The organism is Pseudomonas sp. UC 17F4, from assembly GCF_900101695.1.
Lineage (GTDB): Bacteria > Pseudomonadota > Gammaproteobacteria > Pseudomonadales > Pseudomonadaceae > Aquipseudomonas.
On the sequence record NZ_FNKV01000001.1, the window covers coordinates 4,131,020 to 4,153,721 of the forward strand.

At 64.9% G+C, this 22,702-nt stretch carries 22 protein-coding genes and 1 pseudogene; 14 read left to right on the top strand and 9 right to left on the bottom strand.

Going from position 1 to position 22,702, the window contains the following annotated elements:
- Nucleotides 1-82 precede the first annotated feature (82 nt).
- The 14 genes from BLR26_RS18670 to BLR26_RS18735 all read left to right on the top strand — a co-directional run bounded on the left by BLR26_RS18670 (nt 83) and on the right by BLR26_RS18735 (nt 14,520).
- Complete coding sequence (locus tag BLR26_RS18670) at nt 83-1,015, top strand: 4-hydroxyproline epimerase (protein WP_093383873.1); 933 nt, start codon at nt 83-85, stop codon at nt 1,013-1,015.
- Complete coding sequence (locus BLR26_RS18675) at nt 1,012-2,127, top strand: NAD(P)/FAD-dependent oxidoreductase (protein ID WP_093383877.1); 1,116 nt, start codon at nt 1,012-1,014, stop codon at nt 2,125-2,127. The genes BLR26_RS18670 and BLR26_RS18675 overlap by 4 nt, the downstream gene beginning before the upstream one ends.
- Complete coding sequence (locus tag BLR26_RS18680; protein WP_045196758.1) at nt 2,120-2,356, top strand: (2Fe-2S)-binding protein; 237 nt, start codon at nt 2,120-2,122, stop codon at nt 2,354-2,356. The genes BLR26_RS18675 and BLR26_RS18680 overlap by 8 nt, the downstream gene beginning before the upstream one ends.
- A complete protein-coding gene (locus BLR26_RS18685) occupies nt 2,353-3,603 on the top strand; it encodes an NAD(P)/FAD-dependent oxidoreductase (RefSeq protein ID WP_093383882.1) in 1,251 nt (416 codons plus the stop codon). The genes BLR26_RS18680 and BLR26_RS18685 overlap by 4 nt, the downstream gene beginning before the upstream one ends.
- A gap of 56 nt (nt 3,604-3,659) precedes the next feature.
- Nucleotides 3,660-4,409, top strand: coding sequence for an AraC family transcriptional regulator (locus tag BLR26_RS18690; protein ID WP_093383887.1), 750 nt, complete (start codon nt 3,660-3,662; stop codon nt 4,407-4,409).
- Between the two features lie 231 nt (nt 4,410-4,640).
- Entirely contained in the window at nt 4,641-5,459 is an 819-nt protein-coding gene (locus BLR26_RS18695; RefSeq protein WP_045196753.1) for an ABC transporter substrate-binding protein, read from the top strand.
- Nucleotides 5,460-5,469: 10 nt separating this feature from the next.
- Entirely contained in the window at nt 5,470-7,251 is a 1,782-nt protein-coding gene (locus tag BLR26_RS18700; protein WP_093383891.1) for a cis-3-hydroxy-L-proline dehydratase, read from the top strand.
- Nucleotides 7,244-7,915, top strand: coding sequence for an amino acid ABC transporter permease (locus tag BLR26_RS18705; RefSeq protein ID WP_045196750.1), 672 nt, complete (start codon nt 7,244-7,246; stop codon nt 7,913-7,915). Before BLR26_RS18700 ends, BLR26_RS18705 begins: the two co-directional genes overlap by 8 nt.
- Before the next feature lie 10 nt (nt 7,916-7,925).
- On the top strand, nt 7,926-8,576 hold the full coding sequence (locus BLR26_RS18710; RefSeq protein ID WP_093383896.1) for an amino acid ABC transporter permease: 651 nt from the start codon (nt 7,926-7,928) through the stop codon (nt 8,574-8,576).
- Nucleotides 8,569-9,291 carry an amino acid ABC transporter ATP-binding protein gene (locus tag BLR26_RS18715; protein ID WP_038995715.1) on the top strand — a complete coding sequence of 241 codons (723 nt, stop codon included), beginning with the start codon at nt 8,569-8,571 and terminating at the stop codon, nt 9,289-9,291. The genes BLR26_RS18710 and BLR26_RS18715 overlap by 8 nt, the downstream gene beginning before the upstream one ends.
- Before the next feature lie 98 nt (nt 9,292-9,389).
- Entirely contained in the window at nt 9,390-10,418 is a 1,029-nt protein-coding gene (locus BLR26_RS18720) for a trans-3-hydroxy-L-proline dehydratase (protein ID WP_045196745.1), read from the top strand.
- 124 nt (nt 10,419-10,542) lie between these two features.
- Entirely contained in the window at nt 10,543-11,460 is a 918-nt protein-coding gene (locus BLR26_RS18725) for a dihydrodipicolinate synthase family protein (protein ID WP_093383901.1), read from the top strand.
- A 69-nt stretch (nt 11,461-11,529) separates the two neighbouring features.
- The gene (gene abaF / locus BLR26_RS18730; protein ID WP_093383906.1) at nt 11,530-12,912 is read left to right on the top strand and encodes a fosfomycin efflux MFS transporter AbaF; all 1,383 of its coding nucleotides are present in this window, start codon (nt 11,530-11,532) and stop codon (nt 12,910-12,912) included.
- Nucleotides 12,913-12,939: 27 nt separating this feature from the next.
- Nucleotides 12,940-14,520, top strand: a complete 1,581-nt coding sequence (locus BLR26_RS18735; protein WP_093383911.1) for an aldehyde dehydrogenase (NADP(+)) — start codon at nt 12,940-12,942, stop codon at nt 14,518-14,520.
- Nucleotides 14,521-14,529: 9 nt separating this feature from the next.
- Here BLR26_RS18735 and BLR26_RS18740 read toward each other — a convergent pair whose 3' ends face one another.
- From BLR26_RS18740 to BLR26_RS18780, 9 genes and pseudogenes are all read right to left on the bottom strand, one after another.
- Entirely contained in the window at nt 14,530-15,537 is a 1,008-nt protein-coding gene (locus tag BLR26_RS18740) for an Ldh family oxidoreductase (protein WP_093383915.1), read from the bottom strand.
- A 96-nt stretch (nt 15,538-15,633) separates the two neighbouring features.
- Nucleotides 15,634-15,726, bottom strand: a pseudogene (locus BLR26_RS27550) (DUF1330 domain-containing protein); the annotation flags it as partial.
- Nucleotides 15,727-15,774: 48 nt separating this feature from the next.
- Nucleotides 15,775-15,963, bottom strand: coding sequence for a hypothetical protein (locus BLR26_RS18750; RefSeq protein ID WP_045196737.1), 189 nt, complete (start codon nt 15,961-15,963; stop codon nt 15,775-15,777).
- 240 nt (nt 15,964-16,203) lie between these two features.
- On the bottom strand, nt 16,204-17,766 hold the full coding sequence (gene ahpF, locus BLR26_RS18755; protein WP_093383925.1) for an alkyl hydroperoxide reductase subunit F: 1,563 nt from the start codon (nt 17,764-17,766) through the stop codon (nt 16,204-16,206).
- Between the two features lie 121 nt (nt 17,767-17,887).
- Nucleotides 17,888-18,451 carry an alkyl hydroperoxide reductase subunit C gene (gene ahpC, locus BLR26_RS18760; RefSeq protein WP_010223911.1) on the bottom strand — a complete coding sequence of 188 codons (564 nt, stop codon included), beginning with the start codon at nt 18,449-18,451 and terminating at the stop codon, nt 17,888-17,890.
- A 206-nt stretch (nt 18,452-18,657) separates the two neighbouring features.
- Nucleotides 18,658-20,013 carry a glutathione-disulfide reductase gene (gorA, locus tag BLR26_RS18765; protein ID WP_093383935.1) on the bottom strand — a complete coding sequence of 452 codons (1,356 nt, stop codon included), beginning with the start codon at nt 20,011-20,013 and terminating at the stop codon, nt 18,658-18,660.
- 89 nt (nt 20,014-20,102) lie between these two features.
- Complete coding sequence (gene galU, locus BLR26_RS18770) at nt 20,103-20,942, bottom strand: UTP--glucose-1-phosphate uridylyltransferase GalU (protein WP_045196734.1); 840 nt, start codon at nt 20,940-20,942, stop codon at nt 20,103-20,105.
- A gap of 181 nt (nt 20,943-21,123) precedes the next feature.
- Nucleotides 21,124-22,029, bottom strand: coding sequence for a c-type cytochrome (locus tag BLR26_RS18775; protein WP_093383938.1), 906 nt, complete (start codon nt 22,027-22,029; stop codon nt 21,124-21,126).
- Nucleotides 22,026-22,676, bottom strand: coding sequence for a c-type cytochrome (locus BLR26_RS18780; RefSeq protein ID WP_045196731.1), 651 nt, complete (start codon nt 22,674-22,676; stop codon nt 22,026-22,028). Before BLR26_RS18780 ends, BLR26_RS18775 begins: the two co-directional genes overlap by 4 nt.
- Nucleotides 22,677-22,702 lie beyond the last annotated feature (26 nt).

The following is a 22,702-nucleotide window of genomic DNA, read 5'->3' on the forward strand; positions in this document are numbered from 1 at the left end:
CGGCACGACATAAAGGCATCAAGCCTGCGCGCCGCATGACACGCCACTCTGTCCTTCACTTCCCTGAACGGACGCGGCCTCCATGAAACGCATTACCGTGATCGATTCCCACACCGGCGGCGAACCGACCCGCCTGGTCATCGACGGCTTCCCCGACCTTGGCAACGCCAGCATGGCCCAGCGCCGCCAACGCCTTGCCGAGGCACACGATCAATGGCGCACTGCCTGCATGCTGGAGCCGCGCGGCAGCGATGTGCTGGTCGGCGCGCTGCTGTGCGAGCCGGTGGACCCCAGCGCCTGCGCCGGGGTGATCTTCTTCAACAACACCGGTTACCTGGGCATGTGCGGCCACGGCACCATCGGTCTGGTGGTGTCGCTGGCGCACCTGGGCAGGATCGGCCCGGGCGTGCACCGCATCGAAACCCCGGTCGGCACCGTGCAGGCGACCCTGCACGAGGACCGCTCGGTCAGCGTGCGCAACGTGCCGGCCTACCGCTACCGCAAGGACCTGGCGCTGGAGGTGCCCGGCATCGGCAAGGTAGTGGGCGATGTGGCCTGGGGCGGCAACTGGTTCTTTTTGATCGCCGACCACGGCCTGGAGGTCGCCGGTGACAACATCGAGGCGCTGACGGCCTATACCTACGCCGTGCAACAGGCCCTGGAAGAGCAAGGCATTCGCGGTGAAGACAGCGGCCTGATTGACCATATCGAGCTGTTCGCCGACGACCCCGACGCCGACAGCCGCAACTTCGTGCTGTGCCCCGGCAAAGCCTACGACCGCTCGCCCTGCGGCACCGGCACCAGCGCCAAGCTCGCCTGCCTGGCTGCCGACGGCAAACTGCAACCCGGGCAGACCTGGCGTCAGGCCAGCGTGATCGGCAGCACCTTCGAGGGCTCGTTCGAGGCCGACGGCCAACGCATCATCCCGACCATTCGCGGCCGCGCGCACATTAGCGCCGAAGCCACGCTGATCATCGAGGAGGACGACCCGTTCGCCTGGGGCATTCGCCCGTGAGCCGTGGTGCCGTGGCCGATGTCATCGTCATCGGCGCCGGAATCATCGGCGCCGCCTGCGCGCAGGCGCTGGCCGCGCGCGGGCTGCAAGTACTGGTACTCGATGCCGGGCTGCACGGCGCCACGGCCGCCGGCATGGGCCATTTGCTGGTGCTCGACGACAATCCCGCAGAGCTTGCGCTCAGCCAGTATTCGCTACAACGCTGGCGCGAACTGGCCCCGCAACTCCCCGAGGCCTGCGCCTATCGCAGCAACGGCACCCTGTGGCTGGCGGCCAACACCGAAGAAATGGCCGTGGCCGAACACAAATTCAACCTCCTGCAAGCACAAGGGGTGGCCTGCGAATTGGTCGCCGGGCACGCCCTGCGCCAGCGCGAACCGGCGCTGCGCGAGGGGCTCGAAGGCGGTCTGCTGATCAACGGCGACGGTATTCTCTATGCCCCGGCCACTGCCGGCTGGATGCTGCAAACAGCAGGGATCGAACAGCGTCGGGCGCGGGTCAGCGCAGTAGAGGGCAACCGTGTGCGCCTCGACAGCGGCCAGTGGCTGAGCGCCGAGGCCGTGGTGCTGGCTAACGGCATCCAGGCCACGCAGCTGTGCCCGGAGCTGCCGATCGAGCCGAAGAAAGGCCACCTGCTGATCACCGATCGCTACCCCGGTACCGTCACCCATACCCTGGTGGAGCTGGGCTACGTGACCAGCGCCCACAACGCCAGCGGGCCGTCGACTGCCTGCAATATCCAGCCACGGCCGACCGGCCAGCTGTTCATCGGCGCCTCGCGCCAGTTCGGCACCACTGACCCGGCCGTGGAAGGCTGGATGCTGGCGCGCATGCTCAAGCGCGCAACCGAGTACATGCCGGACCTGGCAAATCTGAACGGCATCCGCGCCTGGACCGGCTTTCGCGCCGCCAGCCCCGACGGCCTGCCGCTGGTGGGCCGCCATCCGCAGCAGGATGGCCTGTGGCTGGCGGTCGGTCATGAAGGGCTGGGCGTGACCACGGCGCCGGCGACCGCCGACCTCTTGAGCGCGCAGCTGTTTGACCAAACGCCGCCGCTGGCGGCCAGCCCTTACCTGCCAGATCGCTTTCTTGGAGCCCTCGCCCATGCCTGACCTGACCCTCGATGGCCGCCCGCTACGCGTGGCCGACGGCACCAGCGTCGCTGCTGCTCTGGCCCTGGGCGGCGATGGCTGCTCGCGCACTTCGGTCAGCGGCCAGCGCCGCGCCCCGCTGTGCGGCATGGGCGTTTGCCAGGAGTGCCGGGTGACGATCGACGGTCGCCGGCGCCTGGCCTGCCAGACCCTGTGCCGTGACGGCATGCAGGTGGAGACCCGCGCATGAACGAACACACCAACTTGCTGATCATTGGCGCCGGCCCCGCCGGGCTGGCTGCGGCCCTGGCCGCCGCGCCGCGGGCCGCGCGCATCGTGCTGCTCGACGACAACCCGCTGCCGGGCGGGCAGATCTGGCGCGACGGGCCACAGGCCAAGCTGCCCAAGCAGGCGCGCCGGCTGCGCGAGCAGGTGCTGGCCTGCGCCAATGTGCACTGGCACAGCGGCACGCGGGTGATCGCCAACGCCGGCCCCAACAGCCTGCTGGTGGAGAACGCCGAGCGCGGCTGGCAAATCCACTACGAGCGCTTGGTCCTCTGTACCGGCGCCCGTGAACTGCTGCTGCCCTTCCCTGGCTGGACGCTGCCTGGGGTGACCGGTGCCGGTGGCTTGCAGGCGCTGATCAAGGGCGGGATGCCGGTACGCGACGAGCGTATCGTCATCGCCGGCAGCGGCCCCTTGCTGCTGGCCAGCGCCGCCACCGCCAAGGCCAATGGCGCGCGGGTACTGCGCATCGCCGAGCAGGCCTCGCTTGCGGCCGTCAGCGGCTTTGCCGCACAGTTGCCGCGCTGGCCGCACAAGCTGCTGCAATCGTTTAGCCTGTTCGACCGCCAGTACCGCAGCGCCAGCCATGTGCTGGCCGCGCTGGGCACCGACCGGCTCGAAGGCGTGCGCCTGCAGCAGCACGGCCAGGTGGTTGAAATTGCCTGCGATCGGCTGGCTTGCGGCTTCGGCCTGATCCCCAACATCCAGTTGGGCCAGGCCCTGGGCTGCGCCGTGGAGCAACAGGCGCTTGCCGTCGATGCCTGGCAGGCGACTTCACAACCCGGCGTTTACGCGGCAGGCGAATGCACAGGTTTCGGTGGCAGCGAGCGCGCTCTGGTTGAAGGCGCTATTGCCGGTCTTAGCGCCACCGGCAATCGCCAGGCGGCGCAGCGGCTGTGGCGCCGCCGGGCGCGCTGGCACGCCTTTGCCCGCGCATTGAACACGGCCTTCGCCCTCGACCCCGCACTGAAGTCGCTGGCAACCGCCGACACCCTGGTGTGCCGCTGCGAAGACGTGCCCTATGCCGCCCTCGCCGGGCACAGCGACTGGCGCCAGGCCAAGCTGGCCAGCCGTTGCGGCATGGGCGCCTGCCAGGGCCGGGTGTGCGGTGCGGCCACCGCCCACCTGTTCGGCTGGCAGCCCTCGGCGCCGCGCCCGCCATTCAGCCCGGCGCGCATCGACACCCTGCTGCACCTTGAGAGCGACACTTGAGGTAAACACCGGGGGCGCTCTATGATCCCGACGGTCGCCCCCGGAACGTCAGCGCCATGCACGCCACGCTCAACCACTTCGCGCCCTGCGACCTGCCGACCCTGCTCAGCAGCCTGCAGCCGATTGCGCCGCTGCTCGACACCCTCAACGACGTGGTGTTCTTCATCAAGGATTGCGAGGCGCGCTACGCCTTCGTCAACCAGACCCTGGCCCGGCGCTGCGGGCGCAAGCACCGCGAAGACTTGCTCGGGCTTACCGCCGAGCATGTATTCCCCGCCCGCTTCGGCCCGCTCTACACCGAGCAGGACCGCCGCGTGCTCAGCAGTGGCCGGGAACTGGCCGACCAGCTTGAGCTGCACCTTTACTTCGGCAACCAGCCGATCTGGTGCCTGACCCACAAACGGCCACTCAAGGACGCCGAGGGCACTATCGTCGGCCTCGCCGGCATTTCCCGCGACCTGCAACTGCCCCAGTCCAACCACCCGGCGTTCCACAAGCTCGCTGCCGTCGATGCACATATCCGCGCCCACTTCACCCGCCCCATCAGCCTTGCAGAGCTGACCGCCATCGCCGGGCTGTCGGTGGCGCAGCTGGAGCGCCACTGCAAGCGCATCTTCCAGCTCACGCCGCGACAGATGATTCACAAGGCGCGCCTAGAAGAAGCCTCGCGCCTGCTGCAGGAGCTCGACCTGCCGATCACCGAGATCGCCCTGCGCTGCGGTTACACCGATCACAGCGCCTTCAGCCGACAGTTTCGCGCCCTCACCGGGCTTTCACCGAGCCAGTACCGCGACAGCCAGCGCTAAGTGTTCCTTTATCGGGCGCTGCGCACAGGCAGTGCTCCGATATGTAACACCTGCCCCGCTCCCCTGCTGCAGCACCCCAACTGCCCTTGTTTGCTTCGAGCGCCCTAGCCCACGGGCCGAAAGATTATTCCTACATCGGCGACAAAACAGGCACGGCCATTGCACTAGAAAATATCGTATACGAAATTACCAATACGATATTTAACAGCACGCTCCCAACCCGAGGCCTCTATGAAAAACCGCACATTTGCCGTAGCCCTCAGCGCTGTTCTCAGTACCACCTTTATCGCCAACGCCCAGGCTGACAAGCTCGATGACATCATCGGCTCCGGCAAGCTGCGCTGCGCCGTGACCCTGGACTTCCCACCGATGGGTTTTCGCGATGAGGGCAATAAGCCCGCCGGCTTCGACGTCGACTACTGCAGCGACCTGGCCAAGGTGCTCGGGGTTGAGCCGGAAGTGGTCGAAACGCCCTTTCCCGACCGCATTCCGGCGCTGGTTTCGGGCCGTGCCGACGTGATCGTCGCGTCCACCTCCGACACCCTCGAACGGGCCAAGACCGTCGGCCTGACCGTGCCCTACTTTGCCTTCCAGATGGTCGTGCTGACCCGCGACAACACCGGCATCAACAGCTTCGACGACCTCAAGGGCAAGGCGCTGGGCAACACCAGCGGCACCTATGAAGCCATTGCCCTGGAAAAAGACGTGAAGAGCTGGGGCAGCGGCACCTTCCGTGCCTACCAGTCGCAGAACGACACCCTGCTGGCGGTCGCCCAGGGGCACATCGACGCCACCGTGGTCACCAACACCGTCGCCGCCGCCACCCTCAAGTCCGGTAAGTACAAGAACCTCAAGGTCGCCGGCAATGCCCCTTACGTGATCGATTACGTGTCGCTGGGCGCCAAGCGCAACGAGTATGGCCTGCTGCGCTACCTCGACCTGTTCGTCAACCAGCAGGTGCGCACCGGGCGCTACAAGGAGCTGTTCACCAAGTGGGTCGGCACCGAAATCGCCCCGACCGACCTGACCGTGCCACAGGTCTACTACTGAGGTGGGCAGCATGACCAGCACACCGATCCCCCAGGCCGGGCGCAGCCTGGTCGCGGGCGCGGCCCAGGGCCCCTTGCTGTTCGCCGATACCGGGCTGAGCTTCTGGGGCGGGGTCGACGCCGCCAGCGGCGAAGTCATCGACCGTCATCATCCACTGAGTGGCCAGTGCATCGCCGGGCGTGTGCTGGCGATCCCCAGCGGGCGCGGCTCGTGCACCGGCAGCAGCGTGATGATGGAGCTGATCAGCAACGGCCACGCACCGGCGGCACTGGTGCTGGCCGAGGCCGACGAGATCCTGACCCTCGGCGTGCTGGTCGCGCAGACCCTGTTCCAGCGCTCCCTGCCGGTGCTGTGCATCGGCAAGCAGGCCTTCGCCAGTTTGCCCGGTGCAGGCTGGGCAAGGGTCGAAGGCGATTGCCTGAGCCTGTATCCCCAGGCCCCAGCCGATCACTGGCAAGCCGCGCCGTATGACCACAGCGCCGAGTCTTTCAGCACCCGCCTGAAGCTGCAAGCCGAGGACCAGGCGCTGCTCGACGGCACGCACGGCAAGGCGGCGCAAATGGCCATGCAGATCGTTTTGCGCATGGCCGAGCTGCAAGGCGCCGAGCAGTTGCTGGACGTCACCCAGGCGCACATCGACGGCTGCATCTACACCGGCCCCGCCAGCCTTGGCTTTGCCGAACAGCTGGTGCGCTGGGGCGCAAAGGTGCGGGTGCCGACCACCCTCAATGCCATCTCGGTCGATCAGCGCCGCTGGCGCGAGCTGGGCATCGACCCGGCGCTGGGCGAGCCGGCCAGCGCCCTGGGCGATGCTTACATGGCCATGGGTGCGCAGATGAGCTTCACCTGCGCGCCGTACCTGCTCGACAGCGCGCCGAGTCAGGGCGAACAGATCGTCTGGGCCGAATCCAACGCCGTGGTCTACGCCAACAGCGTGCTCGGCGCGCGCACCCTCAAGTACCCCGACTACCTGGATATCTGCATCGCCCTGACCGGCCGCGCGCCGCGCATCGGCTGTCACCTGGACAGCCAGCGCAAGGCGCAGTTGTTGGTGCAGGTGCCGGCGCTGGCGGCACTGGACGACAGCTTCTACCCGCTGCTCGGCTACCATATCGGCGCCCTGGCCGGCTCGCGAATTCCGCTGATTTACGGGCTGGAACAGGCGCAGCCGAGCCTGGACGACCTCAAGGCGTTCGGCGCCGCCTTTGCCACTACCTCGGCGGCGCCGCTGTTTCATATCGCCGGGGTCACCCCCGAAGCGCTGGAGCCGGCGCAGGTCCTCGAACCGGGCGCCAACCTGCCCACCGAGCGCATCCAACTGGCGGACCTGCTGCACAGCTGGCACGCGCTCAACAGTGCCCGCGAGCCGCAGGTGGATGTGGTGTCGCTGGGCAACCCGCATTTTTCCTTCAGCGAGTTCGCCGCGCTTGCGCAGCTGTGCCAGGGCCGGCACAAACACCCGGAGGTGGTCGTGGCCATCACCTGCGGTCGCACAGTGCTCGAACAGGCCCGCGCCGCCGGGTACATCGCCGAGCTTGAGCGCTTCGGCGTGACCCTGGTGACCGACACCTGCTGGTGCATGCTGGGTGAGCCGGTGATCCCGCCAACGGCGCGTACGCTGATGACCAACTCGGGCAAATATGCCCACTACGGGCCGGGCCTGGCCGGCCGCCCGGTGCATTTCGCCAGCCTCGCCGAGTGCGTCGCGTCGGCCTGCAGCGGCCAGGCCAGCGGTCGCTTGCCGGCCTGGTTGCAAGCGGCCCAGAGCCAGGAGGGCCGCGCGCATGTTTGACTTTGACTACACCTTCCAGTGGCGCTCGGCGTTGCGCGCGCTGCCCGACATGCTCGCCGGCGCCTGGGTGACCTTCGAGACCGCCGCCCTGTCGATGATCTTCGGGGTGCTGATCGCCCTGGCCCTGACCGTCATGCGCGAAGGCAAGCAACCGCTGCTGCGCGGTTTTGCCAACGGCTGGGTGTCAATTGCGCGCAACACGCCGTCGCTGTTCCAGATCTACATCCTGTACTTCGGCCTCGGCTCGCTGGGCTTGCACGTCAGCTCGTGGATCGCCCTGCTGGCGGGCATCACCTTCAACAACGCGGGGTACCTGGCGGAGAACTTTCGCGGCGGCCTCAAGGCCGTGCCGACTACGCAAGTGCGCGCGGCGCGTTCGCTGGGCATGAGCGCTTTCCAGACCTACCGGATGATCGTCATCCCGCAGCTGCTGCGGGTGGTGTTCTACCCGCTGACCAACCAGATGGTCTGGGCGGTGCTGATGACCTCGCTGGGGGTGATCGTCGGCCTGAACAACGACCTCACCGGCGTGACCCAGGACTACAACGTCAAGACCTTCCGCACCTTCGAATACTTCGCCCTGGCGGCGGCGCTGTACTACCTGATTGCCAAGGCGATCGTCGCGCTGGCCCGGTTGATGGCCTGGCGGCTGTTCCGTTACTGAGGAGCTCGGCATGTTTTCCACCGGTTTTACCTGGAACGACTTTGTGTTCCTGCTCGACGGGGCGCGCATCACCTTGCAGCTGACCTTCTGGGCGATTTTGCTGGGGACCTTTGCCGGCTTGCTGTTCGGCCTGACCCGGGCCCTGTGGCCACGGCTGAGCCTGCCACTGGCGTGGGTGCTGGATGTGTTTCGCAGCGTGCCGCTGCTGATCCAGTTCGTGCTGTTCAACTCGTTCAAGAGCATCGTCGGCCTCGACATCAGCGCCTTCAGCGTCGGCTGCATCGTGCTCGGCGTCTACACCGCCGCGTACTTCACCGAGATCGTCCGCGGCGGCGTGCTGGCGGTTTCGCTGAGCGTGCGTCGGGCCAGCCGCTCACTGGGCATGAGCTACCTGCAGGACCTGCGCTGGATCGTCTTGCCAATGGCCACCCGGGTGGCGTTTCCCGGCTGGCTGAACCTGGTCCTGGGGGTGATGAAAGACACGGCGCTGGTGATGTGGATCGGCATCGTCGAATTGCTGCGCGCTTCGCAGACCATCGTTACGCGGATTCAGGAACCCCTGCTGGTGCTGTGCATCGCAGGCCTCATCTACTACGTCATGAGCCTGGTGGTTGCCCGCCTGGGCGCCCGTCTGGAAAGAAGGTGGCAGGAAAATGATTGAGATCGAGAACGTACACAAATCCTTCGGCGACCTGGAAGTGGTCAAGGGCGTAAGCCTGACCGTGAACAAGGGCGAAGTGGTATCGATCATCGGCGGCTCGGGCTCGGGCAAGTCGACCTTGCTGATGTGCATCAACGGCCTGGAGCCGATCCAGAAAGGCAACATCCGCGTCGACGGCGTCGAGGTCCACCACCGCGCCACCGACCTCAACCGCCTGCGCCAGAAGATCGGCATCGTCTTCCAGCAGTGGAACGCCTTCCCGCACCTGACCGTGCTGGAAAACGTCATGCTCGCGCCGCGCAAAGTGCTCGGCAAAGACAAGCACGACGCCGAGGCGCTGGCCGTCAAGCAGCTGACCCACGTCGGCCTGGGCGACAAGCTCAAGACCTTCCCCGGCAAGCTCTCGGGCGGCCAGCAGCAACGCATGGCGATTGCCCGGGCGCTGGCGATGTCGCCGGACTACATGCTGTTCGACGAGGCCACCTCGGCACTCGACCCGCAACTGGTCGGCGAGGTGCTCGACACCATGCGCATGCTCGCCGAGGACGGCATGACCATGGTGCTGGTGACCCATGAGATCCGTTTTGCCCGCGATGTGTCGGACCGCGTGGCGTTCTTCCGTAACGGCCTGGTGCACGAGATCGGCTCGCCCGACCAGGTGATCGGCAATCCGTTACAGCCGGAGACGGCGGCGTTCTTGAAGTCAGTGAAATAGAAGCATCGCGGGTCAAGCCCGCTCCCACACCACTATCCCTGTGGGAGCGGGCTTGCCCCGCGATGAGGCCCTCCCTAACAACACAAGGAGTCCTGCGAATGCGCTCATCGAAAATCATCCACATCGTCAACTGCCACGCCGAAGGTGAAGTCGGCGACGTCATCGTCGGCGGCGTCGCCCCGCCCCCCGGCGCCACGGTCTGGGAGCAGTCGCGCTGGATCGCCCGCGACCAGACCCTGCGCAACTTCGTCCTCAACGAGCCACGCGGCGGCGTGTTCCGCCACGTCAACCTGCTGGTGCCGCCCAAGGACCCGCGGGCGCAAATGGCCTGGATCATCATGGAGCCGGCCGACACTCCGCCGATGTCCGGCTCCAACTCGCTGTGCGTGTCGACCGTGCTGCTCGACAGCGGCATCCTGCCGATGACCGAGCCCGAGACGCACCTGGTGCTCGAAGCCCCGGGCGGCCTGATCGAAGCGGTCGCCCAATGCCGGGACGGCAAGGTCGAACGGGTGGAAGTGAAGAACGTGCCGTCCTTTGCCGACCGCCTCGACGCCTGGATCGAGGTCGAAGGCCTGGGCTCGCTGCAGGTCGACACGGCCTACGGCGGCGACAGCTTCGTGATTGCCGATGCCCGGCAACTGGGCTTTGCCATCCGCCCGGACGAAGCCAAAGATATCGTCGAGGTCGGCCTGAAGATCACCCAGGCCGCCAACCAGCAACTGGGTTTCAGCCACCCGCTGAATCCGGACTGGGCGCACATTTCCTTCTGCCAGATCGCCGCGCCCATCGAGTATGAGGACGGCGTTGCCAGCGGCGCCAACGCGGTGGTGATCCGCCCCGGCAAGATCGATCGCTCGCCCTGCGGCACCGGCTGTTCAGCGCGCATGGCGGTACTGCAGGCCAAAGGCCTGATGAAAGTCGGCGAGCGGTTCATTGGCCGCTCGATCATCGGCTCGCGCTTCGACTGCCGCATCGAATCACTGACCGAAATCGCCGGCCGCCCGGCCATCTACCCGTGCATTTCCGGCCGCGCCTGGATCACCGGCACCCATCAATTGCTGCTCGACCCCAGCGACCCCTGGCCACAAGGCTACCGGTTGTCGGACACCTGGCCCGGCGCCTGAACGCTAAGCCGTTGATTTGCAAACACCCTTAAAAATCGACCGGCAAACGAAGTGAAAAAACACTGGTCCACTTCAAACACTTCAAATATCGTATACGAAATACAATAAACAACCGGAGAACACCATGAGCAAGTACGTAAACTGGAGCGGCGTCTTCCCTGCGGTCACCACTCAATTCAACGATGACTTCTCGATCAACCTGGAAAAGACCCACGAGGTGATTTCCAACGTGATCCGCGACGGCGTCTCGGGCCTGGTGGTGTGTGGCTCGGTGGGCGAAAACACCTCGCTGAGCGCCGAGGAGAAAATCGCCGTCACCGAAGTCGCCGTCGATGCCTCGCGCGGCCGGGTTCCAGTGATCTGCGGCGTGGCCGAGTTCACCAGCGTGCAGGCCGCCAAGGTGGCCAATGCGGTGCGCCAGGTCGGCGTCGACGGGGTGATGCTGATGCCGGCGCTGGTCTATGGCTCCAAGCCGTTCGAGACCGCCGAGCACTACCGTTACGTGGCCAAGCACACCGACGTGCCGCTGATGGTCTACAACAACCCGCCGATCTACAAAAACGACGTCACCCCGGACATCCTGATTTCCCTGGCCGACTGCGACAACGTGGTGTGCTTCAAGGACTCCTCCGGCGACACCCGCCGCTTCATCGACGTGCGCAATGAAGTGGGCGACCGCTTCGTGCTGTTCGCCGGCCTCGACGACGTGGTCCTGGAAAGCATCGCGGTCGGCGCCCAGGGCTGGGTCTCGGGCATGTCCAACGTGTTCCCCAAAGAGGGCGAGACGATCTTCCGCCTGGCCAAGGCCGGGCGCTTCGCCGAGGCCATGCCGATCTACGAATGGCTGATGCCGATCCTGCACCTGGATGCCCGCGCCGACCTTGTGCAGTGCATCAAGCTGTGCGAAGCCATCGCCGGTCGCGGCAGCGCCCTGACCCGTCCGCCGCGCCTGGCCCTGCCGGAAAGCGATCGGCTTTACGTCGAGCAGATCATGGCCAAGGCCCTGGCCAACCGTCCGCAACTGCCGGACGTCGGCCTCTGAGTGATTGCCGGGCCGGCTCCATCATGGAGACCGGCCTGCCTGTTTTGCGCCCATACAGGAAACGCCAGCATGTCCAGTCACCCCTCCAGCGCAACCAGCCCTTCGGGCTTGAAACGGGTCGTCGCCGCGGCCATGGCCGGCACCGTCGCCGAATGGTATGAATTCTTCCTTTACGGCACCGCCTCGGCACTGGTCTTCGGCCAGTTGTTCTTCCGCCAGACCGACAGCCCCGTCGACGGCATCATCGCCGCCTTCGCCCTCTATGCCGTAGGCTTTCTCGCCCGCCCCCTGGGCGGTTTGGTATTCGGTCACTACGGTGACAAATTCGGCCGCAAGCGCTTGCTGCAACTGAGCCTGGTGGTGGTCGGCATCACCACCTTCCTGATGGGTTGCCTGCCGGGCTTCGACACTATCGGTTATGCCGCGCCGGTGTTGCTGGTGCTGCTGCGGCTGATCCAGGGTTTTGCCTTCGGCGGCGAATGGGGTGGCGCGATTTTGCTGGTGTCCGAGCACTGCCCGGACAACCGTCGCGGCTTCTGGGCCAGTTGGCCGCAAGCCGGGGTGCCGGCCGGTAATCTGGTGGCGACGGTGGCCTTGCTGCTGTTGTCGAGCAACCTCTCGGAAGAACAGTTCCTGGCCTGGGGCTGGCGCGTGGCGTTCTGGTTCTCGGCGGTGGTGGTGCTGATCGGTTACTGGATCCGCACCAGCGTCGACGACGCACCAATCTTCAAAGAGGCCCAGGTGCGCCAGGCGCAGAAAGCCGAGCAGCAACTGGGCGTGGTCGAGGTGTTGCGCCATCACTGGCGCGCGGTGCTGGTAGGCATCGGCGCCCGCTTTGCCGAGAACATCCTCTATTACACCGTGGTGACCTTCTCGATCACCTACCTCAAGCTTGTAGTGCACAAGGACACCTCGCAGATCCTCTTGCTGATGTTCGGCGCGCACCTGCTGCATTTTTTCATGATCCCGCTGATGGGCTACCTGTCCGATCTGGTCGGGCGCAAGCCGGTGTACCTGACCGGCGCGGTGCTCACCGCCTTCTGGGGCTTCATCGGCTTCCCGCTGATGGACACCGGCAACAACTGGCTGATCATGGCCGCGATCACCCTGGGCCTGGCCATCGAGTCGATGACCTACGCGCCCTACTCGGCGCTGATGGCCGAGCTGTTCCCCACCCACGTGCGCTACACCGCGCTGTCGCTGTGCTACCAGGTGGCGCCGATTTTCGCCGGATCCCTGGCGCCGCTGATCGCCATCAGTTTGCTCAATGAGTTCCACAGCTCGACGCCGATTGCCTGGTACCTGGTTGGCGCTGCGCTGATCTCGATTGTCGCTGTTGGCCTGACCCGCGAGACCCGCGGCAAGTCGCTGCACCAGGTAGACGCCGAAGCGGCCGCGCGCATCGCCGCCGGGCAAGCGGCGCCGGTTCGCCCGGGCAGTTCGCTGGCCTGACCCCACCTTTTTTTTCAGGAGTAATCCATGGCGGATATCATCGGCCACAACTACATTGGCGGCGCGCGCAGCGCCGCTGGCAGCCTCACCCTGCAGAGCCATGACGCAACCAGCGGCGAGGCCCTGCCCTATCGGTTCCACCAGGCCACCGGCGCAGAAGTGCATGCCGCTGTCCAGGCGGCGGCCGAGGCCTACCCGGTGTTTCGCAGTTTGTCGCCGGAGCGACGGGCGCAGTTTCTTGAGGCCATTGCCGCGCAACTGGAGGCCCTGGGGGATGATTTCATCACCCTGGTGACCGGCGAAACGGCGTTGCCCGCCGCGCGGATCCTCGGCGAGCGCGGGCGCACTTGCGGGCAGATGCGCCTGTTCGCCCAGGTGCTGCGCCGCGGTGACTTTCTCGGCGCACGCATCGACCGCGCCCAGCCCGATCGCCAACCGCTGCCCCGCGCCGACCTGCGCCAGTACCGCCTGGGCGTCGGCCCGGTCGCGGTGTTTGGCGCCAGCAACTTCCCCCTGGCTTTCTCCACCGCCGGCGGCGACACCGCCGCGGCCCTGGCCGCCGGCTGCCCGGTGGTATTCAAGGCCCACAGCGGCCACATGGCCACCGCTGAGCGGGTGGCCGATGCGATCATCCACGCGGCCGAACAGACCGGCATGCCCAAGGGCGTGTTCAACATGATCTACGGCGCCGGCGTCGGCGAAGCGCTGGTCAAGCATCCGGCGATCCAGGCGGTGGGTTTTACCGGCTCACTCAAGGGCGGCCGTGCGCTGTGCGACATGGCGGCGGCACGGGCACAACCGATCCCGGTGTTCGCCGAAATGAGCAGCATCAACCCGGTGCTGGTACTGCCCCAGGCCCTGAACCTGCGCAGCGAGCAGATCGCCCGCGAACTAGCGGCCTCGGTGGTGCTCGGCTGCGGGCAGTTCTGTACCAACCCGGGGCTGGTGATCGGCCTGCGCTCGCCGGCATTCAGTGCATTTACCGAACAACTGGCCGCGCAACTGGCCGCGCAACCGGCACAGACCATGCTCAACGCCGGCACCCTCGCCAGTTACACCAAGGGCGTCGAGGCGCTGCTCGCTCACCCTGGCATCAGCCACCTGGCCGGGCAGCCGCAACAGGGCAAGCAGGCGCAGGCGCAGCTGTTCAAGGCCGATGTCAGCCTGTTGCTCGAAGGCGATGCGCTGTTGCAGGAAGAGGTGTTCGGGCCGGCCACGGTGCTGGTCGAGGTGGCCGACAGCACGCAGTTGCAGCAAGCATTGCACGGCCTGCACGGTCAGCTCACCGCTACCCTGATCGCCGAAGCTGAAGATCTGCAAAGCCACGCTGAACTGCTACCGCTGCTGGAGCAGAAGGTCGGCCGGGTACTGTTCAACGGCTACCCGACCGGCGTCGAAGTCTGTGATGCAATGGTGCACGGCGGCCCCTACCCGGCCACCTCCGATGCCCGCGGGACGTCGGTGGGCAGCCTGGCCATCGAGCGCTTCCTGCGCCCGGTGTGCTACCAGAACTGCCCGGATGCGCTGCTACCGCCAGCGTTGCAGAACGCCAACCCGCTGGGCATCGCGCGCCTGGTCGACGGCCAGAGCAGCCGCACCGCCCTGTAAGGGTGGGTTTCAGGCCAGCAGCGCCCTGAGATCGTTGTACAGGGCCTGCGGGATTTCCACCCCTTCCACCAGGCTGCGCGCCCGTGCTGTATAGCGGCGCGCAGACGGCAGCCGCGCGCCCTGCCCCTCGATGCTCTCGAATACCACCTCGGCCCGGGCCAGGTGTTGATCGGCGGCGTCACCCAAAAACCTGCGCGGGTCCAGGGCAATCAGCAACTCACCATGATAAGGCGAGGATTTGCTGCCGTCGGCATGGGCCAGTGATTCGGCACTGGTCAGGTCGCCGATCAACGGCCCGGCGATCAGTTCGACCATCGCTGCCAGCGCCGAGCCCTTGTGCCCGCCGAAGGTGAGCATGGCGCCACGGTCCAGCACCACGTTGGGGTCGGTGCTGGGCTGGCCGTGCTCATCCACGCCCCAGCCTTCGGGTATCGCCTTGCCGGCACGCCGATGCAGCTCGATGTCGCCACGGGCGATGGCGCTGGTAGCGAAGTCAAAGACATACGGATGCGTGCCCGCCCTCGGCCAGCCGAAGGCAATGGGGTTGGTGCCGAACACCGGCCGATGGCCACCGGCAGGCGCCACCCAGGCATGGCTGGGGGTGAATGCCAGGGCCACCAGGCCGGCCTCGGCCAGCTGCTCGATCTCGACCCACAAGGCCGAAAAGTGCACACAGCGGTTGATCGCCAGGGCGGCGATGCCGTTGCGTTGGGCCTTGGCTTGCAACAACGGCAAGCCGGCCTGGAATGCCAGCTGAGAGAACCCGCCGCCAGCATCCACGCGCACGATCGACGGCGCTTGGTCGATGACTTCGGGGCGGGCATCGGCAACCACTTTGCCGGCCTTGAGCGAGCCGACGCAGCCCAGCACCCGGTACAGGCCATGGGAGGCGCAGCCATCGCGCTCGCCGGCGACGATGGTATCGCTCACCGCCCGGGCATGGTCGGCGTCAAAGCCGTTGTGCAAAAGGATCGAAAAGGCCAGCGAATGGGCTTCGGACAGGGTCAGGCGGATCATGGTCATCTCCTTGGGCTGACTGTCCAGCCTGCCTCAAGCCCGCTGCGCCGACTTGATCGCTTTAGCCCCCGGTGATGACGATCTCGGCATAGCGGGGAAGGCTGCAAGGGCCGCCAGTGCCCGCTGGATGTACTGCTGATACCGCTCAGGGTCGCTGACCTCGACATGGGCAATCCAGCAGGCCTTCAATGCATGCTCCCGCCCCAGGTAGATTTGTATTACGGCATACCCTATAGCTTACTCCTCAGCCTCGGGAAAGTTGCGGCAGCTTTTGCGCTCGGCCAGTTCCTGGTCGGTAGGTCGCTGCTCGACGAACACGGCGCGGCCATCCTTGTAGATCTCCAGATACCCCCATTCCAGATCCTGCTCTCGCTGACCAGGCTTGGGCGGATTGCGCCACCAGGGCTCGCGACTGATCAGTTGCATGGCAATGGCTCTCGCTGAAACACACTACTTCACTATAGACACTGGACCACGAGCGCTCTGGCTCGGCCATCGGCGCCCGCACACCGATGCCGGGTGATAGCCGGTAGCTTGCAGACTCTTGTCAAAGCGCCGCTGGAATGGCCGGTGTTCCCGACACCGGGCTGGCGCATTGAAACCATCGCGGGGCAAGCCCGCTCCTACCTGGTCTGTAGGAGCGGGCTTGCCCCGCGATAAAGCCGGTCAGGCTGGCGCCGAGGTGCGAATCAGGTGATCAAAGGCCGCCAACGAAGCCTTGGCGCCCTCGCCCACGGCAATCACGATCTGCTTGTATGGCACGGTGGTCACGTCACCGGCGGCGAACACGCCCGGCAGGTTGGTCTGGCCACGGGCATCGACGATGATCTCGCCGCGCGGGGTCAGCTCGACCGTGCCTTTGAGCCAGTCGGTGTTGGGCAGCAGGCCGATCTGCACGAAGATCCCTTCCAGCGCCAGGTCATGCAGCTCATCGCTGTTGCGGTCCTTGTAGCGCAGGCCGTTGACCTTCTCGCCATCACCGAGCACCTCGGTGGTCAGCGCACTGGTGATCACCTTGACGTTCGGCAAGCTGTGCAGCTTGCGCTGCAGCACGGCGTCGGCACGCAACTGGCTGTCGAACTCGATCAGGGTCACCTGGGCGACGATACCGGCCAGGTCGATAGCCGCTTCCACACCCGAGTTGCCGCCACCGATCACCGCCACGCGCTTGCCCTTGAACAGCGGGCCATCGCAGTGCGGGCAGTAGGCAACGCCGCGGCTGCGGTATTGCTGCTCGCCGGGTACGTTCATTTCGCGCCAGCGTGCACCGGTGGCGAGGATCACAGTCTTGGCCTTGAGCGAGGCACCGCTGGCCAGGCGCACTTCGTGCAGGCCGCCGTCGGTGGCCGGAATCAAGGCTTCACCGCGCTGCAGGTTGATGATGTCGACGTCGTACTGCTTGACGTGTTCTTCCAGGGCCATGGCCAGCTTCGGCCCTTCGGTTTCCTGCACCGAGATGAAGTTCTCGATGGCCATGGTGTCGAGTACCTGGCCGCCGAAACGCTCGGCGGCAACGCCGGTGCGGATGCCTTTACGGGCGGCATAGATCGCCGCTGCGGCGCCCGCCGGGCCGCCACCGACCACCAGCACGTCAAAGGCATCCTTGGCGTTGATCTTCTCGGCCTGACGCTCGCCGGCGCTGGTGTCGAGCTTGGCGAGGATTTCTTCCAGGCCCATGCGGCCCTGGCCGAACACTTCGCCGTTGAGGTAGACGCTGGGCACGGCCATGACCTTGCGGCGCTCGACTTCGGCCTGGAACAGCGCACCGTCGATGGCGACGTGGCGAATGTTGGGGTTGAGCACCGCCATCAGGTTCAGCGCCTGGACCACATCCGGGCAGTTCTGGCACGACAGCGAGAAGTAGGTTTCAAAGTTGAACTCACCCTTGAGCGCGCTGATCTGCTCGATCACCTCCAGGCTGGCCTTGGACGGATGACCGCCGACCTGCAGCAGGGCGAGCACCAGCGAGGTGAACTCGTGGCCCATGGGGATGCCGGCAAAGCGCAGGCTGATGTCAGCGCCAGGGCGATTGAGCGAGAACGACGGGCGACGGGCGTCGCTGCCATCTTCACGCAGGGTAATCAGGTTCGACAGGCCGGCGATTTCCACCAGCAGGTCGCGCAATTCGCGGGACTTCGCGCCGTCATCGAGGGAAGCAACGATCTCGATCGGCTGAGTGACCCGTTCCAGGTAGGCTTTCAACTGAGTTTTAAGCGTGGCGTCCAACATACGGGCGATTCCTTTTTCAAACGGTAGAAATAACAACGCCCGGGCGAAAGCGCCCGGGCGTTTTGCGGGGCGGTGACAACGTCAGGTGCGGTAGACCACCGCCCTCGGCTGGCTCACGGTCTTAGATCTTGCCGACCAGGTCCAGCGATGGCGCCAGGGTAGCTTCGCCTTCTTTCCACTTGGCCGGGCAGACTTCGCCTGGGTGGGCGGCAACGTACTGGGCAGCCTTGACCTTGCGCAGCAGCTCGCTGGCGTCACGGCCGACACCACCGTCGTTGAGTTCGACGATCTTGATCTGGCCTTCTGGGTTGATCACGAAGGTGCCACGGTCAGCGATGCCGGCTTCTTCGATCAGCACGTCGAAGTTGCGCGAGATGACGTGGGTCGGGTCACCGATCAGTGGGTACTGGATCTTGCCGATGGTGTCCGAAGTGTCGTGCCAGGCTTTGTGGGTGAAGTGGGTATCGGTGGACACGCCGTAGATTTCCACGCCCAGGTCTTTGAACTGCGCGTAGTTGTCGGCCAGGTCGCCCAGCTCGGTCGGGCAGACGAAGGTGAAGTCGGCCGGGTAGAAGAACACTACCGACCATTTGCCTTTCAGATCGGCATCCGAGACTTCGACAAACTTGCCCTGGTGGTAAGCGGTAGCTTTGAACGGTTTAACCTGGCTGTTGATGATAGGCATGAGTGACGCTCCTTCAGGGGGTTGAAAAAACTGATGGGAGAATCGTAGCCAATGCATTGGATTAATGCTCATTGGCAAAGCTCATGTTGTTGATTGGTTTTGGCTATAAGGCGGGGCTATTAATAGAGGGTTTGAAGCTATCGCGGGGCAAGCCCGCTCCTACCGGCCAGTAGGAGCGGGCTTGCCCCGCGATTGGAGTACGCCGTTTAACGCGATGGCGTACGCAAGGTGACGAACTCTTCCGCCGCCGTAGGATGCACGCCAATGGTCTCGTCGAACTGCTGCTTGGTCGCCCCGGCCTTGAGGGCAATGCCCAGGCCCTGGATGATTTCGCCGGCGTCCGGGCCGACCATATGGCAACCCAGCACGCGGTCGGTGTCGGCATCGACCACCAGCTTCATCAGGGTCTTTTCCTGCACCTCGGTGAGGGTCAGCTTCATCGGCCGGAAGCGGCTTTCGAAGATCTGCACCTTGTGGCCCTGCTCCAGCGCCTGTTCTTCGGTCAAGCCAACGGTACCAATCGGTGGCTGGCTGAACACGGCGGTAGGGATGTTCTGGTAATCCACCGGGCGGTACTGCTCGGGCTTGAACAGGCGCCGGGCCACAGCCATGCCTTCGGCCAGGGCCACCGGGGTCAGTTGCACACGGCCGATCACATCGCCAATCGCCAGGATCGACGGCGCGGTGGTCTGGTACAGGTCGTCGACGCGGATAAAACCACGCGGGTCGAGTTCGACGCCGGTGTTTTCCAGGCCCAGGTTGTCGAGCATCGGTCGCCGGCCAGTGGCATAGAATACGCAGTCGGCCACCAGTTCGCGACCATCCTTGAGGGTAGCCTTGAGGCTGCCGTCGTCCTGGCGCTCGATACGCTGGATATCGCTGTTGAACTGCAGGTCCATGCCGCGTTTTTCCAGCTCGTCCTTGAGGTGCTCGCGCACACTGCCGTCAAAGCCGCGCAGGAACAGGTCGCCGCGGTACAGCAGCGAGGTTTTTGCCCCCAGGCCCTGGAAGATCCCGGCAAATTCCACGGCGATGTAACCGCCGCCAACCACCAGCACGCGCTTGGGCAGGTCTTTGAGGTAGAACGCCTCGTTGGAGCTGATCGCCAGCTCCTTGCCCGGAATATCCGGGATCTGCGGCCAGCCGCCGGTGGCAATGAGGATGTGCTCGGCGCTGTAGCGCTGGCCATCGACTTCCACCTCATGGGCACCCGTCAGTTTGGCGTGGCCTTCCAGCAAGGTCACGCCGCTGTTGACCAGCAGGTTGCGGTAGATACCGTTGAGCCGCTCGATTTCGCGGTTCTTGTTGGCGATCAACTGGCCCCAGTCGAACTGGGCATCTTCCAGCGACCAGCCAAAGCCTGCGGCCTGCTCGAAGTCATCGGCAAAATGCGCGCCGTAGACCAGCAGCTTTTTCGGCACGCAGCCGACGTTGACGCAGGTACCACCCAGGTAGCGGCTTTCGGCAACCGCCACTTTTGCACCGAAGCCTGCGGCAAAGCGCGCAGCGCGCACACCGCCAGACCCGGCACCAATCACGAACAGATCAAAATCGTAGGTCATCTCGAGGGTCTCAAGCTGCAAGTATCAAGCTACAAGCTACAAGAAAAAGCCACCCGAAGGTGGCTTTATCAAACCGCTAGCTACCAGGCTCAGTACGCTTTGCCGGTTTTGTAGAAGTTCTCGAAGCAGAAGTTGGTCGCTTCGATGTAGCCTTCGGCGCCACCGCAGTCGAAACGCTTGCCCTTGAACTTGTAGGCAATAACGCAGCCATCTTGGGCCTGCTTCATCAGCGCGTCGGTGATCTGGATTTCACCGCCTTTGCCCGGCTCGGTTTCTTCGATCAGTTTGAAGATGTCCGGGGTCATGATGTAGCGGCCGATGATCGCCAGGTTCGACGGAGCATCCTCAGGCTTTGGCTTCTCGACCATGTTGCGTACGCGGTACAGGTCGTCACCGATCAGGTCGCCGGCGATCACACCGTATTTGCTGGTTTCCTGCGGGTCGACTTCCATGATGGCAACGATGGTGCAGCGGTACTGTTTGTACAGCTTGACCATCTGCTTGAGCACGCTGTCGCCTTCGAGGTTGACGCACAGGTCGTCCGCCAGTACCACGGCGAACGGTTCGTCGCCGATCAGCGGGCGGCCAGTGAGGATCGCGTGGCCCAAGCCTTTCATTTCGGTCTGACGGGTGTAGGAGAACGAACACTCGTCGAGCAGACGACGGATGCCGACCAGGTATTTTTCCTTGTCGGTGCCCTTGATCTGGTTTTCCAGCTCATAGCTGATGTCGAAGTGGTCTTCCAGGGCGCGCTTGCCACGACCGGTGACGATGGCAATTTCGTTCAATCCAGCTTCCAGCGCTTCTTCAACGCCGTACTGGATCAGTGGCTTGTTCACCACCGGCAGCATTTCCTTGGGCATGGCTTTGGTAGCGGGCAGGAAGCGAGTGCCGTAACCGGCTGCCGGGAACAAGCATTTCTTGATCATATACGTCCTTAACAAGGGCTTTGCGTACGAAATTCGGCGCAGTCTAATCAGGCAGCGGTCACCTTACAATGCCCCACCACGCTGGCCGATGCCATCATAGATGAAATCCCGGGGGGGATAGTTCCCCGGGAGCATAAATAATGCGCCGGTAGCTGACCACCGGCAGTTAAACAGCCGATGCCTACATGCCCTGCCCGACCAGCACCCCGTCGACCTTCTGGCCATAGAGGTTGACGCCGTCATTGGCGTGGAACTTCAGCCGGGTCTTCTCGATCGAGCCGTCGACCAGGCGCGGGTCCTGCGGCCGTTCGTGGCGGTTGATGTAAGCGGCCACGTCCCAGGCCTGCTGGTCGCTCAGGCTGCCGGGCTTGCCCAAGGGCATATTGTGCTTGATGAAGGAGGCGGCGGTATTGATCCGGTGCATGCCGGCGCCCCAGTTGTAGGAGTCCTTGCCCCACAATGGCGGCATCACGTAGTTGCCGGCTACCTTCTGCCCTTCGCCATTGGCGCCGTGGCAAATGGAGCACTGGGCCTGGTACACCTGCTCACCGCGTTTGAAGTCGTAACCTTGCGCCGATTGCGCCACCTCCGGGTAGCCGCGGCCAGCACTCTCGACGCCAATCGGCGCCTTGCTCGCCAGCCAGTAGGCATAGACCGACAAGGCTGTCATCTGCGGGCTGTCGGCCGCTGGCGGCTTGCCGTTCATGCTGAACTGAAAGCAGCCCTGGATGCGCTCGGCGAAGGTGTTGACCTTGTCGTTTTTCTTGCGATAGGCCGGGTACATGGGATACGCGCCCCACAGCGGCGCCGAGTTGCCCAGGCGGCCCTGGTCGAGGTGACAGTTGCTGCAGTTAAGGCCGTTGCCAACGTTGTCAGGCATCAGCCGGCGTGTGTCGACAAACAAGGCGTAGCCATCGCGGACCATCTTGCCGTAGGCGTTGTCGGGCAGCTCGCTTTCTGCCGGCGGGGTAAAGCCAGGCGCGGCAGCTGGCGGGGTCTTGAGTTGCGACTGGTCTTCCATGGCAATCGGCGCAGCATGGACACTGCCAAAGGCCAGGGTCAGGGCAGCGAGAATCATCGGCTTCATGGCTTGACCTCCGGGCTGACAGGGTTGGCGAAGTAGTTGGCCACGGCCTTTATTTCGTCATCGGTCATCGCCTTGGCCACACCGACCATCAACTGATTGGGGTCGTTGCTGCGGCTGCCGTCGCGCCAGGCGTTGAGCTGGGCAACCAGATAGGTGGCCGGTTGATGGGCCAGTGGCGGAAAATGCTCACCAACACCGGCGCCGCCCGGGCCGTGGCACTGCACACAGCCGGGGATCTTGCGGTTCCAGTCGCCGTACAGCGCCAGCTTCTGCACCGGGTCGGCAGCCATCTGCTGGCGGTGGATATCGCTGGCAGGCTCGCTGGGCATGGCCGCCAGGGTCGTGGTCACCGCCTGGATTTCCTCGGCGCTGAGGGCCTTGGCCAGCGGCTCCATGATCGGGTGCTTGCGGCTGCCGTTCTGAAAGTCGTGCAGTTGCTTGCTCAGGTACGCCGCAGGCAGGCCGGCCAGGCGCGGAAAGCCGGCAGGCGCAATGCCCTTGGCGTCGGCGCCATGGCAACCCAGGCAGGCCATGGCGGCCGGGTTCTGGCCACCCTGGGTGAAGATTTTCTGGCCATCGACGGCATGTGCGGCAGGCAATGAAAACAGCAGCAGGCTGCTGATCAGGATGCGATCCAGTGGGATCATCACGGACTCCATTTTCTTGTTATAAG

Coding starts and splice junctions, on each gene's coding strand:
- BLR26_RS18670 (WP_093383873.1), top strand. CDS start 83: ATGAAACGCATTACCGTGATCGATTCCCACACCGGCGGCGAACCGACC.
- BLR26_RS18680 (WP_045196758.1), top strand. CDS start 2,120: ATGCCTGACCTGACCCTCGATGGCCGCCCGCTACGCGTGGCCGACGGC.
- BLR26_RS18685 (WP_093383882.1), top strand. CDS start 2,353: ATGAACGAACACACCAACTTGCTGATCATTGGCGCCGGCCCCGCCGGG.
- BLR26_RS18690 (WP_093383887.1), top strand. CDS start 3,660: ATGCACGCCACGCTCAACCACTTCGCGCCCTGCGACCTGCCGACCCTG.
- BLR26_RS18695 (WP_045196753.1), top strand. CDS start 4,641: ATGAAAAACCGCACATTTGCCGTAGCCCTCAGCGCTGTTCTCAGTACC.
- BLR26_RS18700 (WP_093383891.1), top strand. CDS start 5,470: ATGACCAGCACACCGATCCCCCAGGCCGGGCGCAGCCTGGTCGCGGGC.
- BLR26_RS18705 (WP_045196750.1), top strand. CDS start 7,244: ATGTTTGACTTTGACTACACCTTCCAGTGGCGCTCGGCGTTGCGCGCG.
- BLR26_RS18710 (WP_093383896.1), top strand. CDS start 7,926: ATGTTTTCCACCGGTTTTACCTGGAACGACTTTGTGTTCCTGCTCGAC.
- BLR26_RS18715 (WP_038995715.1), top strand. CDS start 8,569: ATGATTGAGATCGAGAACGTACACAAATCCTTCGGCGACCTGGAAGTG.
- BLR26_RS18720 (WP_045196745.1), top strand. CDS start 9,390: ATGCGCTCATCGAAAATCATCCACATCGTCAACTGCCACGCCGAAGGT.
- BLR26_RS18725 (WP_093383901.1), top strand. CDS start 10,543: ATGAGCAAGTACGTAAACTGGAGCGGCGTCTTCCCTGCGGTCACCACT.
- abaF (WP_093383906.1), top strand. CDS start 11,530: ATGTCCAGTCACCCCTCCAGCGCAACCAGCCCTTCGGGCTTGAAACGG.
- BLR26_RS18735 (WP_093383911.1), top strand. CDS start 12,940: ATGGCGGATATCATCGGCCACAACTACATTGGCGGCGCGCGCAGCGCC.
- BLR26_RS18740 (WP_093383915.1), bottom strand. CDS start 15,537: ATGATCCGCCTGACCCTGTCCGAAGCCCATTCGCTGGCCTTTTCGATC.
- BLR26_RS18750 (WP_045196737.1), bottom strand. CDS start 15,963: ATGCAACTGATCAGTCGCGAGCCCTGGTGGCGCAATCCGCCCAAGCCT.
- ahpF (WP_093383925.1), bottom strand. CDS start 17,766: ATGTTGGACGCCACGCTTAAAACTCAGTTGAAAGCCTACCTGGAACGG.
- ahpC (WP_010223911.1), bottom strand. CDS start 18,451: ATGCCTATCATCAACAGCCAGGTTAAACCGTTCAAAGCTACCGCTTAC.
- gorA (WP_093383935.1), bottom strand. CDS start 20,013: ATGACCTACGATTTTGATCTGTTCGTGATTGGTGCCGGGTCTGGCGGT.
- galU (WP_045196734.1), bottom strand. CDS start 20,942: ATGATCAAGAAATGCTTGTTCCCGGCAGCCGGTTACGGCACTCGCTTC.
- BLR26_RS18775 (WP_093383938.1), bottom strand. CDS start 22,029: ATGAAGCCGATGATTCTCGCTGCCCTGACCCTGGCCTTTGGCAGTGTC.
- BLR26_RS18780 (WP_045196731.1), bottom strand. CDS start 22,676: ATGATCCCACTGGATCGCATCCTGATCAGCAGCCTGCTGCTGTTTTCA.